This window comes from Natronorubrum bangense (genome assembly GCF_004799645.1).
Lineage (GTDB): Archaea > Halobacteriota > Halobacteria > Halobacteriales > Natrialbaceae > Natronorubrum > Natronorubrum bangense.
The window spans coordinates 2484322-2501285 of sequence record NZ_CP031305.1 but is presented as its reverse complement, the minus strand read 5'-3'; the positions used below and the strand labels follow the sequence as shown (position 1 = coordinate 2501285).

Below are 16964 nucleotides of genomic sequence, written 5' to 3'. Positions count from 1 at the left end.
ACTCCCTCGAGCGAGTGGGCCGTTCTCGAGACGGCCGTCAACTACTGAAACTCAGCGTCGGTCAGGACCTCGTTCAAATCGTCCCGAATCATCTCGCCCATCTCCCGGTCGCGGGCGGTCGTCACGACGCGGTTTTCCTGCACACTCGAGCCGTCTCGCAAGAGCATGCGAACGTTGCCGCCGTCGTCGGCGCGGGTTACCTTCGCGCGAAGCCCTGATTGGGACCCCTTCCCACCGGCGTCGATCGGCCCTGGAATGACCTTCTTCACGTGGGGGTGGTCCGCAACGGTGTGGATCGCCCGCATCCCCGTGCGGCCACCGATGAGGGTGGTGTGGCTGCCGCCGATCTTTTCGGCTGGCGGCGTCTGGACGACGTCGAGGGCGCGATTGCCACGGCGCTCGAGGACCGCCTCGACGGGCTCTGCGTCGTCGACGCGATAGCACGGAAAGTGGATGTCCTCACGGACGGCCCGGATAACGTCCCGCTCGCCGCCCGCATACACCTCTTCGGGTCGTTTACGCCGGATTTCGTCACCGATTCGGCCCGCGAAGTTTCGCAGTTCGACGATCTCGTTCTCGCCGTCTTCGGGCGTCGTCGTGATCGTCGTCTCACCAAGCACCGGATCGTCGAGCGTGGCCGTCGTCGGATCGTCGTCATCGTCGCCCGCGAGCATCGTCATCGTCGCCCGCTCGCGCCCCGCCTCGAGAACGACCGCTTCGGTGTTTCGCTCCCGACAGACCAGACAGTAGTCGCCGGGTTTCTCGAGCGGCGAGGCACAGTGGCGACACTCCATACTGCCAGTTCGTGCGGGGCGTGTAAAATTGACGTGTTTTCGATCGTCTCGAGACGACTGTCAAAGCACCCGCTCGAGGATGGTCTGCACTGCATCGGTCTCGACGACATCGTAGGGGACTCGCATCGGTGATACCGAGACCTGGCCCTCGAGCAGTGCGTGGCGGTCGGTGTCCTCGGGATCGGGGATGTCCCGGTTGGCCATCTGCTGCCAGAGCCGGTTGGTCAGCTGGAAGCCGCCGTCCTCGAAGGTGGCGTCCATTTCGTAGATTTCGGTCGGGCGCGTCAACGCGACGCCGTTGCCCTCCAGATCCGGCCGCGGAACGTTGACGTTCAGGTAGTCGATCCGATCGAACAGGCCCGTCTCGTGTGTGTCCCGTGCCAGCGTCGCAGCGATCTCGCCGGCGTGTTCGAAATCCGCGGGCTCGAGGTCGCTTTCCATGCCGAGTGTGTCCATCGAAACCGCGATCGACGGGGTGCCGAGAAACGCGGCCTCCATCGCGGCGCTAACCGTCCCTGACCGCGAGAAGACGTAGGCCCCGAGGTTCGCCCCGGCGTTACAGCCCGAGACGACGAGATCAGGGGACGACTCGAGGGCGTTGACGCCGACGATGGCACAGTCACAGGGGGTGCCGTTGACGGCGTAGCCCAGTTCGTGGTCGGTGTGGGGAACTGGCGAGGTAAAGGAACTCTCCTCGAGATCGAGCGTGAACCCGTCCGGGTCGTCCGCCTCGTCGCTTGTGCGACCGTAGGATAACGACCGGCCGACGGCGCTCTGGTTTCGGTCCGGGGCGATAACGGTGACTGAGCCGACCTCGGTGAGCGCGTCATACAGCGCGCGAATGCCCGGCGCGTCGATCCCGTCGTCGTTCGTCAGGAGAATGTCCGGCTGCTCGTCCATACAGTCCGTGTTAGGGATGGGACTGGATACGAGTATCTATTCGACGCTGTTAGTTTCCTGACACCTTCTATCTGCGAGTTTCGTCCCACGCGGCCGTATCGCGAACTCTCGGTGACGACCGCTTTACACGCCGGACAGGATGCGATATTCTCGAGGGCGCGAGCAGCCGATGTTTCGTGAGCACGACCGCGTCGACTGGTTCTCGAGGGCGATCATCAACGTGGTCGTTTAACTTCCTGCGGGGAGTTGTTCGTATTTATGAGTGTCCTCGCACAGTCCACACTGACAGCGCTGTTCGTCGCACAGGCAGGTCCCAGTGTCGATATCGGCATCGGAACAGCCGACAATCTCGCCGGGGGTGCCGTCGGCGCGTTCCTCACGACGCTGATCGTCGGCGCGATCATGATCGCGGTCGTCCCCGAGTACACCGAGCGGATGATGGGTGACGTGCTTGACGAACCCATCGGCTCGTTCGTTTACGGTCTCATCGCGCTGGTTGCCGTGCTGATTCTAGCGTTCGTCTTCTTCATCACCATTATCGGAATCCTCGTTGCCCTCCCGCTGTTGCTCGTCGTATACCTGTTGTGGGCGATCGGGTCGGTGATCGCCTACCTCGCGATCGCCGAGCGACTCATCGGCCGCGGAGACAGCTGGCTGAAACCCCTGCTCGTCGCTGCGGGACTTAACGGCGTGCTCACGCTGACGGGGATCGGCGGCCTCATCGCGTTCTGTATCGGGGCTGCCGGCTTCGGTACCGTGCTCCGATCGGGGCTGAGCTGAAGCCGTCGTCGACCGGCCCCGTTCGACGGAACCGCTCATACGACTGCTGGGGTCAGTGACCGTCGATCACCGATCCCGTGCTGGAGATCGGTACAGCAGATCGTCTCACGCACGAGTCCACCACGGAAGCGCTCGCCGGAGTCGGGCCAGCAGTGACGGCTCTTCGAGCCGAATCCGAAGCGTGGTTCCCTCCGCCTCGAACGTCACGTCGGTCACGGGAATCCGCTCGCCATCGGGCAACTGCACGGACTGCTCGGCGGCCGGGACGGTGCCGCCGCTGGTGGCCCCGAACAGCGTCCGTGGCCGACCTGTCGGTTCCGAGACTGGTGCGCTGTACTCGAGTTCGTACACCGTCGTCCCATCACGCTCCGTTTTCTGCCAGTCGACGAGGTCAGTCTCCTGATCCGTTCCAATCATGATCTGTTGTCGGCGTTAGTGTGCATCCGTCCGTTCAGTTCCATTCGATCCCGTCTCGAGTGATCAGCCCAGATCGACCGGGTCGACCTTCAGATACTCCCGCAGAACCACCGTCGCGTACGAGCCTTTCGGCAGCGAAAACTCGAGCGTTAGCGGATCGGTCTCGTACTCGAGGGGCGTCCGGACGAGGATCGCCCGACGGGTGCCACTCGAGTAGAACTCGCCGGGCAGATCGAAATCGGCGGGCTCGAGGCCGAGGTCGTCGAGAACGGCGCGTTCGATCTCGCCCTGTTCGCCGTCGGCGAGCTCGGTGTCAGTGCCCACGAGCGGGGCGGTGACGAACGCACGGCCGCGCTCGCAGTGGCGGGTCACGGATCGCACGCGGCGCTCGTCGACGCGCTGGAGGCGATCCGTGTCGGGTAACTCGAGGCCCGCGGGCGCGTCGGTGTCGGCGAAACAGGCCACGTCGCCCTCGACGGGCCGGTCGAACGGGAGCCCGCGCTCGAGGCGCTTTGAGAGCATCAGATTGAACGCGTACGACTGGGCGGCGTGGACGAACAGCCGCTGGAGATTCGAGGGGACGCGCTCAAGGGCAGCGCGGAAGTCTTCGGGACCCGGCTCGCCGTCGCACTCGGTGATCCCGTGGAGCATCGAACGCTCGTATCGCAGCCGGTTGGGAAAGCGCTCGAGGGCTTCCTGCCAGTCGCGGGTTTCTTGCACGAACGCGCGGGCGTCTTGGGTCCCTTCCGGCTCCGCGTCGGTTGGGTTGCCGAGATACGCCATCACCGCCCCCTCCCAGTCACCACGAGCGATCTCGAGGCCGACTTTGTGGGTGACCGGGCGACGGCTGCCAAAGCGCTGCTGGCCGAAGAAGTTGGGGACGCCGACGACGGTGCCCTCAGTGTCCTCGTCTTCGAGGCCGCCGAAGGCGTGGAGTTCGTCCGTGATTTGGGCCACGTTTGCGGGCTGGGCGGGATCGCTCACGACGAGTTCGAAGGCGTTGCCCGCCAGATCACCGAACTCGAGCGAGCGGCCGGCCCGGCCGAGCACGTCGATTTCGGCCCCGTTGACGTCCGGGAGGTCCGCAGGGTCGGCTCCGTACACCGAAAACAGCTGCGTCGTCACCGCGTACTTGTCTTTCGTGCCGGCCCAGTTGACTCGCTCTCGAGAGATGCCGAGTGCGTCCGACAGTCGGCTCGCGAAATCGTTGGTGTCCCATCCCGACAGCGTCACCCGGAAGACGAGATGCGGGTAGGCGTCGAGGCTCGCGTCGACCGGCTCGGTCGAAAAACGCTCGAGTTCGCGCACGCGGAAGTGCTCGTCGTCCTCGCGAAGGTGGCCACCGATACCGTCGGTGTCGCTGACGTAGTGCTCCATACCGACGGCCTGCTCTGTGGGATGTGCCGGGCGCATATGCTTGGCTGCGCTTTGGCTGCCGGGAATAAATCGGTTCGTTCTCGAGGTAGCGCTACTCGAGTCCCAACCCCCCACATGAACGAGTCGGTCCGAAATCAGGCTTCGCTGCTGAGGTCTGCGTCGACGCGAATCTCCGAGTCGGTGATCGTCTCGATGTTTTCGGCTGGGATCTCGAGGTCGTCTTCGCCGGCATCGCCACGACCGAGACTCTGGAGCCACGCGTTCGTGAGCGTCGGTTCGGGATCGACGTAGGCGATTTGTTCGATCGGGTCGACTTCGGTGACGATCCCGATCTGTTCGCCACGGATATCCATCAGGAACTTGCCTTCGTCTTCTGTTGAGAGCACAGACATTGTGGCTGTAACTTGTTGTCTTGGCGAGAAGTATCTACTGGTGGTGACAGTACGAAAACAGTACAGTGTCGGCGTCCGGCGGCATCGATCGACAGCGCTGGCAGCGCTGTTCAGAACAGCGAGAGGTCGCCGGTGACGCTGTCGACGCGGTCGTCAGCCGCCGGGCCGACGGCCAGCGTGGTGACAGTGCCGGGCTCGAGTTGGGTGTGGCCGGCGTCTCTGACGATGGCGTGTGGAATCCCGTTGCTGTCGGCGATTGCGGCGAGTTCGTGCAGTTGCCGCTCACTCTCACCTTTCAGGACGACTTTCTTCTGGCCGCCGCTTTTCCACTGGCTCTGAAGCTGGCTGTCTGCCTTTTCGTAGGCCGACAGCGACGCGTGGGCGACCTGTGCGGCGAGCTTTCCCTGTCCCATGCCGATGTCGGTGCGAGCGACGATGGCCTGTTTCATACGCCGACACTCGAGGGCGACCGATAAAGCGTCGGCGATCGGAGGACCGGCTCCTGAGTGGATGGCGGTACGTATTTCTACGCCGAATCGATAGCTAGCGACATGAAACTCACGCGACGGACGGTTCTCGGCACGGCCGCGGCTGTCAGCATCGGAGCCGGAGTTGCGGGCTGTCTCGGTAGTGAGGATCCACCGGAGCCACCCGTCCTGGGCGATCCCGACGCCGACGTGACGGTGACCGTCTACGAGGACTTCTCCTGTCAGAGCTGTCGGTACTTCAAAGAAGAGGTCTTCCCGGATATCGATGACGCGTATATCGAAACCGGGCAGATCAGATACGAACACCGGGACTATCCCTTCCTCGATGACACCTGGTCGTGGGCGATCCCCTGTGCAGCACGCGAGATTTACAAGACCGAGGGCAACGACGCGTTCTGGGCGTTTGCGGCAGACATCTACGACTATCTGGGCTCGTACTCTTACGATGCAGTCGAAACGGTCGCCAACGAGCTGGATCTCGACGGTGCCGCGGCCCGCGAGGCAGCCGAGGAGGAAAGCCACCGATCGCTGCTCGAAGACGACAAATCCTACGGCAGCTCCAACGGCGTCGAGGGGACACCAGCCGTCTTCGTCGACGGCGACCAGATCGATCTCACCGAGACGAATCCGATGGTCGAGATCGACGCCGCACTCGAGTAAGCTGGATCGAACGGTTTACACACCCACCGTTCGACTCGTCGGGTATGATCCTCTCCGATGCAGACATTCTGCGACGGCTCGAGGAGGGCGACCTCGTCGTCGACCCCCTCGACGATCCCGAACTCCAGATTCAGCCCGCAAGCGTCGACCTCCGGCTTGGCCAGGAGTTTCTCGAGTTCCAGCGGACGAACATCCCCTGTATCCACCCCACCTCCGAGCGCGAGGTCGGCGAGTACGTGACCGAGACGATCGTCGAAGACGGCGACGATTTCATTCTCCATCCCGGTGATTTCGTGCTGGGGACGACTCACGAACGCGTCGAGATCCCGGCGGATCTGATCGCCCACGTCGAAGGACGCTCGTCGCTTGGCCGACTCGCCATCGTCGTCCACGCCACGGCCGGCCTCTGTGATCCCGGTTATCGCGGCCAGATCACGCTCGAACTCTCGAATCTCGGCAGCGCACCCGTCGCGCTCACGCCCGGCATGCGGATCTCCCAGCTGACGTTTACGGAGCTGAAGACCGAAGCCGAACGCCCCTACGGCAGCGACCGCGGCTCGAAGTATCAGGATCAAGATGGCCCGCAGGCCTCACGCATCCAGAGCGACGACGAGTTCGGCGGCGACCAACTCGAGCGAAACGAGTAAGCGCTGGTCACTGTCAGTGCGAACGAATGCGTACCGCCACTGACCGACAGCCGGTATGCGTACTGGGAACCAGCAACTCGAACAGGCTTGAGGACGGCATGAATCCGTCTAGTTGTCCGTGTCGAACATCCTCGAACAGCACGCGCCGAGGACGTCGCTCAGCGACGAGGGCCACAGTTATCCGGTAGGCGATCATACCGACACCAAACAGATGCAATTCGTCGAAGAGATCGTCGTCGAGGAGTTCTTACCGACTGTTCGGTCGTTGCTCGCCGGTGCACTCCGCGAGCGCGGCCTGACCCAGAGTGAGGTCGCCGGGATGCTCGGAATCAGCCAGAGCGCCGTCTCGAAGTACGCCCACGGCGACGTCACCACGAACGATCGCATCGCTGCCGACGAGCGCGTTGACGCGCTCGTCACCGAACTCGCCGACGGACTCGCAGACGGCGACATCACCCCCGTGCAGGCACTGATCGAGATTGAAGTCCTGATTCGGGACCTCGAGGCCGGCGGGGACCTCTTAGCACAGCTGCATGAAGACGCCGTCCCGGAACTCGCTGACTACGGCTCGAGTTTCCGCGTCCACGACCCTGACAGCGAGTTGCGAACCAGCGAGCGCGTTCTCTCCTCGCTCCGGCGAGGCCTTCGCAGTCTCGAGAACGCAAGCGGTTTTACGAGGCTGGTCCCGGCAGTTGGCTCGAATCTGGTCGCGTGTACACCCGACGCAGATGACGTCGACGATATCGACGACGTCGCCGGTGTCCCGGGACGAATCTTCGATGTCAAAGGACAGGCAACGGTGCCAGCAGACCCCGAGTTCGGCGTCTCCGAACACGTCGCGACAGTGTTGCTCGCTGCGCGTCGCCACGGCGCGGATGCGTCGGCGGCGATCAACATCACGTATGATCCAGAACTGCTCGATACGCTGGCCGAACGCGGCCACGTCACCGCTGAGTTCGACGAGGAGGGCGACGTTGCCTCGAGCGTCGGTGCGGTGATCGAAGACCAACCGGAAGCGACCGTGCTCTACCAGACCGGCGGGATGGGAATCGAGCCGCTGATCTACGTGCTGGGGCCGGACGCGGAGTCGGTTGCGGAGACGATTCGCTCGCTGATCTGAGATGGATTCGCTTCGCTCGACACTCGAGGCGCGCATGGAGCCCGAGGATGCACAGGCGTTTTACGGCCGCTGGGCGCGCCTCTACGACGTCATCGCACGTCGAACGCCCGGCATTCCGGCGCTGCGGCGGCGAGCGGCCGCTGCCTGTCAACTCGAGTCCGGCGACACCGTCGTCGAGATGGGGTGTGGAACGGGCGCGAACCTGCCCTATTTGCGCGAGCAGGTCGGCCCTGAGGGAACCGTTATCGGGATCGATTTTACGGGGCCAGTTCTTACGCGAGCGCGCGCGCTGACGAGCGAGTACGACAACGTCCACGTCGTCCGAGGTGACGCCACGCGGCCGCCACTGGAGGGTATCGACGACGAGGCGTCTGTCGATGCCGTTCTCGCGACGTTCGTCGTCGGGATGCTTGCCGACCCCGCGGATGCGGTCGACGACTGGTGTGAACTCGTCGACCCCGAGGGCCACGTCGTCCTCGCCAACGCCGCCCGCAGCGAGGCGTGGTACGCGCCGCCGGTCAACGCCGTTTTTCGAGCGATCGTCGTGCTCTCGACGCCGCCGACGACGAAACTGCGCTACGAGAACGAGCCACATCTGCAACTCGACGAGAAGATCGACGCGGCACACGCCCGCCTCCGCGAGCGGGCTGTGGCTGTCGCGGACGAGACACACGTCTTTGGGGTCGTTCGGTTGACTGGTGGCCGACTCGAGGCGTCGTAATCGACGGCCGATCTTCAGGACTGTGTCGACGGCTGTTCCGCTATGTCCTCGTACTCGAGCACCGGCTCTCGAACCTCGGTGGGAATCGTCGACGGCTGTTTCGTCTCGGAATCGATATGAACCATCGTCGTCTCGGCCGTCGCGACGACGTCGCCGTCGACACGGATCTCGTACTCCATCGTGCAACTCGAGTCGCCGAGTCTGGACACCCAGAGCGCGACCGTGGGGTCGTCACCGGCGACGATCGGCCGTTCGTACCCGATCTCGAGATTTGCGACGACAAACGAGAGGTCGTCGCCGGACATCCCGACCACGTCCGCTAAGTAGTCGACGCGGGCGGTCTCGAGGTAGCTCGCGTAAACGGCGTGATTGACGTGGTTCAGGGGATCGAGGTCGCGAAATCGGACGGGAACGTCGACGGTAAACGGTTCACTCATTGTACGTTGTCGAACTCGAGTCGGGGAAAAGAGGGCACCGGTTTCCGTCCGACGGGGCGTCATCACGAGTCGCCGTACAGGCGCGCGTGGGCCGCACAGAACGGTGGGTCGCGCAACTGGGCCTCGATCAGGTCCTCGTGGTAGTGGGCGTTGAACAGGCGACACCCTGCTCGGTCACAAAACGCCTCGCCGGTCTCGAGGTAGTGGTAGGGCTGTAACACGTAGCCTTTCAGCGCGTCCGTCGATCGGGGATCGTTCTCGACCAGAAAATCACCCTCGACCTGATTCTCGAGCACTTCCCGCGGCGGCGCGTCGCCCGACAGCAGGGCGTGGCGCTGCTTTTCTTTGTAGTAGGCCTCGGGCTTGGCGGGCGCTTCGTACAGCCCCGGTACCGAGACGAGCGCGGGCTAACCGAGAACGTTCACGCGCTTGTGCCAGCGCCCGTCGTGGTCACCCCACGTGCCAATCGCTCGGTCAAGGATCGGGACGTGCAGCGTCTCGAGGCCGCGTTCGTCGGCGGGGAGGGCGGCGTTGAGCGCTCGCTGCACCTGAATGCCATCGTAGAGCACTCCGCCCTCACGCTTGGGCTGCTCGAGGGCACGTTCCTCGTAGCGGATCGTCCCGAGCATCGTATTGCCCGTCTCGCGGTCGTACGGCGAGGTGACCCGTGCCACGGCGAATCGCTCGGCGAGGTCGTCAGTGCGATGGACGTCGAGAAACCGGTCTCGAACCAGGACTTCGGCATCGATCCGGGCCTCGAGCCATGCGCCGAGCTCGTCGACGTCGACGACGGTCGAGGGGGCACGATACAGGACGACGCTGTCGACCATCGTTCGTCAGTCGTCGGCTGGCGCTGCACGCGAGGTTAGTTCGACCGGGTCGGCGTCGACCTCGAGTTCGTCCAGGGCGACCTGTGCGGCACGCTTCCCGGAGACGAGCATGGCACCGAACGTCGGCCCCATCCGCGGCAGCCCGTAGGTCGTCGCGGTGGCCATCCCGGTCGCGATCAGCCCCTCGTGGACGAGCCCGGTGTGTTCGACGACGGCGTCCTCGCTTTTGCCGACCCACATCGAGTCGTGGCCGGGCGAGTCGTGGCCGGGTGCGCCGTAGCTGTCGTCGCCTGTCTGGTCCATCCCCGTCGCGTTCGCTTCGGCGTCGGCAATACCCGGTGCGTCGAGGACACCGCGTTCGTCGAGTTTCTTCACGGCCATCGCGTCGTGGCCCGTCGCGTCGATCACCAGATCCGCTTCGACGGCGATCGGATCGACACACGTGATTTCGCGGGGCAGGGCGTGGACTGGCGTCCAGTTCATGACGATGCCACCGACGCGGTGGTTCTCCCGGATAACGATATCCGTGAACTCGGTCATGTTCTGCATCTTCGCGCCCGCATCACAGGCGGCCTTGATCAGCCCGGAACAGGCCTCGGGGCCGTTGGCGACGTACAGCCCTTCACTGTCCTGGGACTGTTTGTAGCTCACCTCGAGTTCGTCCAAGACCTTCTGGGCGGGATCGCGAACCGTGACTTTGTTCATCAGGAACCCACCGAGCCAGAACCCACCGCCGAGATAGTTGTTCTTCTCGACGACCATCGTCTTCACGCCACGCTCTGAGAGTTCTTTGGCGGCCGTGAGCCCGGACGGGCCGCCGCCGACGATGATGACGTCCGAGTCCGAGAAGTCCATGAACTCCTCGGTCCACTCCTGTCCGATTGCACGCGTTACATCTGCTTCACCGACCTGACTGAACTGTTCAAATTCGCTCATACAACTAGGTGGTATGATTGGGTAGTTAAAAGTCTGTCGAGGCGATAGCCTGACATGAATGGGGCCTTTGAGATCGGCTGGCACGACGAGACGACAGACGAAGTCGGAGCCACGACGACCCGAACGCTGAAGACTCGCCCTCGTCTACAGTAGCCAGATGCATCGTCGTGCGTTTCTCGCGTGTGCCGTCCTCGTTCCGGTCTCTGGCTGTCTCGACTTCCTCGAGGATAACAGCGAGGAGATCACCGAACCTGGCGACGTCGAGATTGTCTGGGACGATCTCGTGCGTGAAAACCCCGACACTGAAGATGAGCGGGTGGTCGTCTGGGGTGCCGTCAGAAACATTGGGGATCGGACACTTTCATATATCGAGATTCGGGCCACATTTTTGGACGCAGACGGTGAGGTACTCGAGACCGTCATCGAGAGCGTCACTGTCGAAGACGACTCAAGAGAGCAGTGGGCATTCGACGTCGAGTTCCCTCGCTTCGGCGAGGACGCAGCCGACGTCTCGACGTACGAACTCGAGCCAGCAACGGGGGTCTGATGGCACCGAGCATAGTCTCGACTCGATGGAATCAGTCTCGTGGGTGGGTGAATCTGTGTAAGCAGGTGACGCCGTTGACTGACGTGAACGACCGGGCGGGCACACGGAGACACGAGCTGCGATGATCGATCCAGACGCTGGTTCTGCTCACGGGCCACACAACTCGGACGCCGACCCAGACCACGACGAAGGGGTGTCAACGCTCGCAAAGCAGGGAAGCATCACGTTCGCCGGGAACGTTGTCAAAGGGGTGTTGGGGTTTGCGATCGTCATGTTGATGACCCGGTTCGTCAGCCCCTCGGTGTATGGCCTGTTCGTGCTGGCGACGTCCGTGATTCTGTTTCTGCAGGTGTTTGCGAACCTCGGCTTGCCGCTGGCGATCGACTACTTCGTGCCGCAGTATTTGGCCGACGACGAACGCGGGAAGGCAAAGGGCGTGATCGTTCAGGTGACGGCGACCGTGCTGGTCACGTCGTCGCTGGTTGCGTTCGCACTCGCGTTCAGCGCGGCGTCGATCAGCGAACTCTTTCAGGAGCCATCGATGCGGGTCGCGCTGTTGTTCCTCTCGGTCACGATTCCGATGCTTGCGATCTACAACATTCTGTTGACTTCCTACTACAGCATCAAGAAGCTCCAGTACCGGGTGCTGATGCGCGATCTGGTTCGGCCCATCGTCCGATTTGTCGTCACTGCGGGGCTCTTGCTTGCCGGCTTCGGGCTGCTCGGACTGATCGGCGGCTACGTCGTTGGCCTGTTCGTCGCGATCACGGTCGGCGCAGCCGTCTTCACCTACAAGGCGTGGAACCTGTTGTCGGCCGAGATCGAACTCGTCGCGCCAGGGCCACTGGTCACGTACTCGCTCCCGTTGGCGATGACCAGCGTCGTCTTCGTGCTGATGGGCCACGTCGACTACTTCGTCCTTGGCTACTTCCTCGAGTCGGATAACGTCGGTATCTACCGCGTCGGCTACATGCTTGGCTCGGGGTTGATGATCATCTTCAACTCGCTATCGCCCGTGTTCAAACCGTTGATCGCCGAAACCAGAGACGATATTGACCTCGTCGAACAGCGCTTCCGAATCATGGCTCGCTGGATCGCCGCGATCACACTCCCAATTGCGATTTTCCTCTCGCTCGGTGCGAGTTCGTATCTCGCCGTCCTCTACACGCCCCAGTACGCCGAAGCGAGCACCGTCGTCATCCTGCTCGCGGGGGCCTTCCTGTTTAACGTCACCTTCGGCGGCCCCGACGGCTCGCTACTCCAGGGGTTGGGCTACTCTCGGATCGTCTTCGCCAACACACTCGTCCTCTTCGGCGCGAACTTTCTCGTCTCGCTCGCGCTCGTCCCGATCATCGGCATCGAGGGGGCTGCGGTCGGGTCAGCGACGGCGCTCTTTCTCGTTGGCGGCCTGACCCTCGTCGAAATCTACTATCTCGACGGCATCCATCCCTTCACGCGGGATTTCGCCAAAATCGTCGGTGCCGGCGTCCCCGCGACCATCGCCGGCGTGCCCGTCGTCTATCTCTTCGAGTCAGACACGGTCACAGCCGGGGTGCTCCCGGTCGTCGTCGTCGGCACCTATCTGCTGACGCTGATCGCGACGGATGCTTTTACCGACGCCGATGCCCAGATGGCCGCGGAGTTCAGCCCGACGCTGCGAAAGTGGCTCCCCAGTCGCTGATCAGTCATCGATCGATTCCACGTCGCCGTCGTCCGCCGCCTGCTCGCCTCGAGGGCGGGATGGTGCACTCGCGTCCGACTCAGTGTCGTCGTCGATGACGCTCTCGGTCCACGTCCCCAGCCGGAACCAGCCGACGGCGACGACGAAGGAGACAGCCATTCCGAACGCGTAGGCCCACCAGATCCCGTTGACTCCCCAGTCGAGAGCGGCGATCTCGAGGCCGAGAACGGGTATCGTCACGCTCCAGGCGAAGGCGAGCACGAGCGCCACGGGAACCCGGAAGACCCACCGCGAGAGAAACGAGAGGACCATCGCCTCTTTCGTGTTGCCAGCGCCGCGGAACGCCCCCTGAATGACCATCACGCCGGCAAACAGCGCCCAGAAAGGAGCCATAATTCGCAAGAAGACGACGCCTTCGGCGATCACATCGGGATCGTCGACGAAGATTCGTATTGCCTGTGCGGGGAACGCAAGAAGTACGACGACGACGGCACCGATCAGGACCATCGTCCCCGCGGTCGCCGTTCGCGTGACAGCAGCGGCACGGTCAGGTGTCTTCGCGCCGAGGTTTTGGCCAACGCCGGTCGCCGTCGCGTTTCCGACGGCACCCGAGACGGCCCACGTGACCGACATCAGCCGCACACCGATCCCGTACGCCGCTGTGGGTGCTGCGCCGAACCGGGCAACGAAGCCGGCCATCGCAACCGATGCGAAACTGCGCGCCCAGCCGTCGATCGTCGAGGGTGTACCGATGTCGACCAGCCGTCGGAGAATAGTCGTATCGGGGGTGAGATCCTCGAGGCGCAGCCGAACACCGAACCGGCCGTCGAGCAGGATGTAGACGCCGGCAACGGTGGCGACGCCACGAGCAATGAACGTCGCGACGGCGGCACCGCGGGTCCCCATCTCGGGGAACGGCCCCCAGCCGAGGATGAAAAAAGGATCGAGAACGACGTTGATACCCGCTGAGACGACCACGAGCCACATCGCCGTTTTCGTGTCGCCAGCGCCTTGCAGCGACGAGCGGAACGCAAAGAACAAGAAGGTAAGCGGCAGCGCGAGGAAGATCACCTCGATGTAGGCAAGCGCCTCGACGAACACCTGATCGCGCGCACCGATGAGGGTGAGCAGCGGCCGCCGAAAGGCGAGTCCGAGCGCCGCAAGAACCGTCGAGACGGCAAGCGTAAGCAAGATTGTCTGGCCGACGACTTTGTCGGCAAGTCGGTCATCATCGGAGCCGACGTACTGGGAGACTAAGGCGATCGTCGCGGCGGTGATACCGATCGCCGTCGAGACGAACAGCCACGAGAGCGGAAACATCAGGGAGACGGCAGCGACGGCCTCGCTGCTCACGCGACCGACCCAGAACATATCGGCGAGGTTGTAGAACGTCTGGAGGAGGTTGCCCAGAACCAACGGCCAGGCCAGCGCCAGTAGTTTCGGGGGGATCGCCCCCGTAGTCATATCGACGCGCTTGCGGTCTGTCTCCGTCTCTCCCACGTTGTGTCTGCTACGAGTGAGTCCCGGTTCCGTGAAAAGCGCTTGGCTCCCCGGGTCCGTTGCCGGCACTGCCACTCTCACAGCCAGCCACATCATCTCGCACACGCGCGACCGCTCGAGTACGCGCATACCCGCGCTGTCGGCGGGTTTTGGCGAAAGCGTTATCAGAACTTCAGCCGTAGCCGCCGACGATGCAGACTACTCGCCCACAGCCGGGGGGACCGACCGATACCGGAGGTGAGCCGCCGTGGAACTGATCATTACGGAGAAAGACAACGCCGCACGGCGGATCGCCGACATTTTGAGCGGCGGCACGTACGACTCGAGCCGTGAGAACGGCGTCAACGTCTACGAGTGGGGTGGCAAGCGCTGTGTGGGGCTGTCGGGCCACGTCGTCGGCGTCGACTTCCCGTCGGAGTACTCCGACTGGCGAGACGTCGAACCCGCCGAACTCATCGACGCGGACGTCGAGAAGACGGCGACGAAAGAGAACATCGTCGCGACGCTGCGGATTCTCTCGCGAAAGGCCACACGGGTCACGATCGCGACGGACTACGACCGCGAGGGTGAACTCATCGGCAAGGAGGCCTACGAAATCGTCCGCGACGTCAACGAGGACGTCCCGATCCAGCGCGTTCGGTTCTCCTCGATTACGGAAAACGAGGTTCAAAGCGCATTCGATGAACCGGACGAACTCGACTTCGATCTGGCAGCCGCGGGCGAGGCTCGTCAGATTATCGACCTCATTTGGGGCGCGTCGCTCACCCGCTTTCTCTCGCTGTCTGCCGGCCAGCTCGGCAACGACTTCATCTCGGTCGGCCGGGTTCAGTCGCCGACGCTCAAGCTGATCGTCGACCGCGAACGCGAGATCGAAGCGTTCGATCCCGAATCCTACTGGGAGCTGTTTGCCGACCTCGAGAAAGACGACGACACCGACGCCTTCGAAGCCCAGTATTTCTATCGCGACGAGGACGACAACGAAGCGGAACGCGTCTGGGAGGAAGCCGTCGCCGATGAAGTCTACGACACGCTCTCGAGTCACGACAGCGCGACGGTCGTCGACGTTACCCGCCGAACCCGAACCGACACGCCACCGACGCCGTTCAACACGACCCAGTTCATCCGCGCGGCGAGTTCGATCGGCTACACAGCAAAACGGGCGATGTCGATCGCCGAGGAGCTCTACACGGCAGGGTATGTTACCTATCCCCGAACAGACAACACCGTCTACCCCGACGACCTCGAGCCCGAGGAGTTGCTTGATGACTTCGTCGGCCACTCGACGCTTGGCGAGTCGGCCGAGTCGCTGCTCGAGGCCGACGAGATCGTCCCCACCGAGGGCGACGAGGAGACGACCGACCACCCGCCGATCCATCCGACCGGCGAGATTCCAACTCGAGGCGACGTCAGCGACGACGAGTGGGAGATCTTTGAACTCGTCGTCCGGCGCTTTTTCGCGACGGTCGCCGACGCAGCCGTCTGGGAACACCTCAAAGTCGTCGCCGAGGTCGACGACTACCGACTCAAGGCAAACGGCAAGCGCCTCGTCGAACCGGGCTATCACGAGGTCTATCCCTACTTCAGTACGACCGAAAACTTCGTGCCCGACGTCGACGAGGGCGAGGAGCTGTCGCTTTCCGGTGTCGAACTCGAGGAGAAAGAGACCCAGCCACCCCGCAGATACGGCCAGTCGCGGCTCATCGAGACGATGGAAGATCTCGGCGTGGGAACGAAGTCCACACGCCACGATATCCTCGAAAAACTGTACGACAGAGGCTACGTCGAAAGCGATCCACCACGGCCGACTCGGCTCGCGATGGCCGTCGTCGAGGCCGCAGAGGAGTACGCCGACCGGGTCGTCAGCGAGGGGATGACCGCCCAACTCGAGCGGGATATGGATGCCATCGCACAGGGCGAAGCGACGCTGGACGACGTCACCGACGAGTCTCGTGAGATGTTAGAAGAGATCTTCGCGAATCTCGCGGAGTCACGAGAAGATATCGGCGACCATCTTCGCAAGTCGCTCAAAGACGACAAGCGACTGGGCCCCTGCCCGGAGTGTGGCGAGGACCTGCTCGTCCGGCGGAGCCGCCACGGCTCGCATTTCATCGGCTGTGATGGCTACCCAGACTGTGAGTACACGCTGCCGCTGCCGTCGACTGGCAAGCCACTGATCATGGAGCGCGAGTGTGAGGAGCATGGTCTGAACGAGATCAAGATGCTTGCCGGTCGCCAGACGTTCGTCCACGGCTGTCCGCTCTGTAAGGCCGAAGATGCTGGCGAAGGGCCGATTCTGGGCGACTGTCCCGACTGTGGTGACGAGCACGGTGGGGAACTCGCCATCAAGACTCTCCAGAGCGGCTCGCGTCTCGTCGGCTGTACACGGTATCCCGACTGTGAGTACTCGCTACCGCTGCCCCGACGTGGCGATATCGAGGTTACAGACGACCACTGCGAAGAACACGGACTTCCGGAGCTCGTTATCCACAGCGGCGACGAACCATGGGAGCTGGGCTGTCCGATCTGTAACTACCAGGAGTTCCAGGCCCGTGAGAGCGAGACTGGCTCCGATCTCGAGGCACTCGATGGGGTCGGTGCCAAGACGGTCGAAAAGCTCGCGAACGCAGGTATCGAAAGTATCGACGATCTGAGCGAGGCTGATCCCGACGCCGTCGCCGACGACGTCGAAGGCGTCAGCGCCGATCGAATCCGAACCTGGCAGGCAAACGCCTGAATC

17 protein-coding genes and 1 pseudogene are annotated in these 16964 nt (G+C 63.2%); 8 read left to right on the top strand and 10 right to left on the bottom strand.

Annotation, left to right across the window (positions count from 1 at the left end; genetic code table 11):
- Positions 1-41: 41 nt before the first annotated feature.
- Together DV706_RS12495 and surE are read right to left on the bottom strand one after the other, a co-directional pair.
- Complete coding sequence (locus DV706_RS12495; protein WP_006064436.1) at positions 42-794, bottom strand: DUF2103 domain-containing protein; 753 nt, start codon at positions 792-794, stop codon at positions 42-44.
- A gap of 60 nt (positions 795-854) precedes the next feature.
- The gene (gene surE / locus DV706_RS12490) at positions 855-1694 is read right to left on the bottom strand and encodes a 5'/3'-nucleotidase SurE (protein WP_136350871.1); all 840 of its coding nucleotides are present in this window, start codon (positions 1692-1694) and stop codon (positions 855-857) included.
- Positions 1695-1952: 258 nt separating this feature from the next.
- Here surE and DV706_RS12485 point away from each other — a divergent pair, with 258 nt between their 5' ends.
- The gene (locus tag DV706_RS12485) at positions 1953-2474 is read left to right on the top strand and encodes a hypothetical protein (RefSeq protein WP_006064434.1); all 522 of its coding nucleotides are present in this window, start codon (positions 1953-1955) and stop codon (positions 2472-2474) included.
- 105 nt (positions 2475-2579) lie between these two features.
- Here DV706_RS12485 and DV706_RS12480 read toward each other — a convergent pair whose 3' ends face one another.
- The 4 genes from DV706_RS12480 to pth2 form a co-directional block, all read right to left on the bottom strand.
- Entirely contained in the window at positions 2580-2891 is a 312-nt protein-coding gene (locus tag DV706_RS12480) for a hypothetical protein (RefSeq protein WP_006064433.1), read from the bottom strand.
- Positions 2892-2954: 63 nt separating this feature from the next.
- Complete coding sequence (gene truD, locus DV706_RS12475) at positions 2955-4304, bottom strand: tRNA pseudouridine(13) synthase TruD (RefSeq protein WP_006064432.1); 1350 nt, start codon at positions 4302-4304, stop codon at positions 2955-2957.
- A gap of 98 nt (positions 4305-4402) precedes the next feature.
- Positions 4403-4660: a hypothetical protein gene (locus tag DV706_RS12470; RefSeq protein ID WP_006064431.1), complete on the bottom strand. Its 258-nt coding sequence runs from the start codon at positions 4658-4660 to the stop codon at positions 4403-4405.
- 110 nt (positions 4661-4770) lie between these two features.
- Entirely contained in the window at positions 4771-5109 is a 339-nt protein-coding gene (pth2, locus tag DV706_RS12465) for a peptidyl-tRNA hydrolase Pth2 (protein WP_006064430.1), read from the bottom strand.
- A 102-nt stretch (positions 5110-5211) separates the two neighbouring features.
- Between pth2 and DV706_RS12460 the strand changes: the two genes are divergently transcribed.
- The 4 genes from DV706_RS12460 to DV706_RS12445 all read left to right on the top strand — a co-directional run bounded on the left by DV706_RS12460 (position 5212) and on the right by DV706_RS12445 (position 8296).
- The gene (locus tag DV706_RS12460; RefSeq protein ID WP_006064429.1) at positions 5212-5808 is read left to right on the top strand and encodes a DsbA family protein; all 597 of its coding nucleotides are present in this window, start codon (positions 5212-5214) and stop codon (positions 5806-5808) included.
- Positions 5809-5852: 44 nt separating this feature from the next.
- Entirely contained in the window at positions 5853-6455 is a 603-nt protein-coding gene (gene dcd, locus DV706_RS12455) for a dCTP deaminase (RefSeq protein WP_136350870.1), read from the top strand.
- 211 nt (positions 6456-6666) lie between these two features.
- Complete coding sequence (locus DV706_RS12450; RefSeq protein ID WP_006064428.1) at positions 6667-7575, top strand: thiamine-phosphate synthase family protein; 909 nt, start codon at positions 6667-6669, stop codon at positions 7573-7575.
- 1 nt (position 7576) lies between these two features.
- Complete coding sequence (locus DV706_RS12445) at positions 7577-8296, top strand: class I SAM-dependent methyltransferase (protein WP_006064427.1); 720 nt, start codon at positions 7577-7579, stop codon at positions 8294-8296.
- 14 nt (positions 8297-8310) lie between these two features.
- On the opposite strand, the gene DV706_RS12440 is transcribed toward DV706_RS12445, so the two are convergent.
- From DV706_RS12440 to DV706_RS12430, 3 genes and pseudogenes are all read right to left on the bottom strand, one after another.
- Complete coding sequence (locus DV706_RS12440) at positions 8311-8733, bottom strand: acyl-CoA thioesterase (RefSeq protein ID WP_006064426.1); 423 nt, start codon at positions 8731-8733, stop codon at positions 8311-8313.
- A gap of 62 nt (positions 8734-8795) precedes the next feature.
- Positions 8796-9563: pseudogene (locus DV706_RS12435) on the bottom strand (DUF7001 family protein).
- Positions 9564-9569: 6 nt separating this feature from the next.
- On the bottom strand, positions 9570-10499 hold the full coding sequence (locus DV706_RS12430; protein WP_006064425.1) for a sulfide-dependent adenosine diphosphate thiazole synthase: 930 nt from the start codon (positions 10497-10499) through the stop codon (positions 9570-9572).
- A 157-nt stretch (positions 10500-10656) separates the two neighbouring features.
- Between DV706_RS12430 and DV706_RS12425 the strand changes: the two genes are divergently transcribed.
- On the top strand, positions 10657-11046 hold the full coding sequence (locus DV706_RS12425; RefSeq protein WP_006064424.1) for an FxLYD domain-containing protein: 390 nt from the start codon (positions 10657-10659) through the stop codon (positions 11044-11046).
- A gap of 121 nt (positions 11047-11167) precedes the next feature.
- Positions 11168-12727 (top strand): flippase, encoded by a 1560-nt coding sequence (locus DV706_RS12420; RefSeq protein WP_006064423.1) that lies wholly within the window; start codon positions 11168-11170, stop codon positions 12725-12727.
- On the opposite strand, the gene DV706_RS12415 is transcribed toward DV706_RS12420, so the two are convergent.
- Positions 12728-14191: an MATE family efflux transporter gene (locus DV706_RS12415; protein WP_049889601.1), complete on the bottom strand. Its 1464-nt coding sequence runs from the start codon at positions 14189-14191 to the stop codon at positions 12728-12730.
- 283 nt (positions 14192-14474) lie between these two features.
- Between DV706_RS12415 and DV706_RS12410 the strand changes: the two genes are divergently transcribed.
- Entirely contained in the window at positions 14475-16961 is a 2487-nt protein-coding gene (locus DV706_RS12410; RefSeq protein WP_006064421.1) for a DNA topoisomerase I, read from the top strand.
- Positions 16962-16964: the final 3 nt, after the last annotated feature.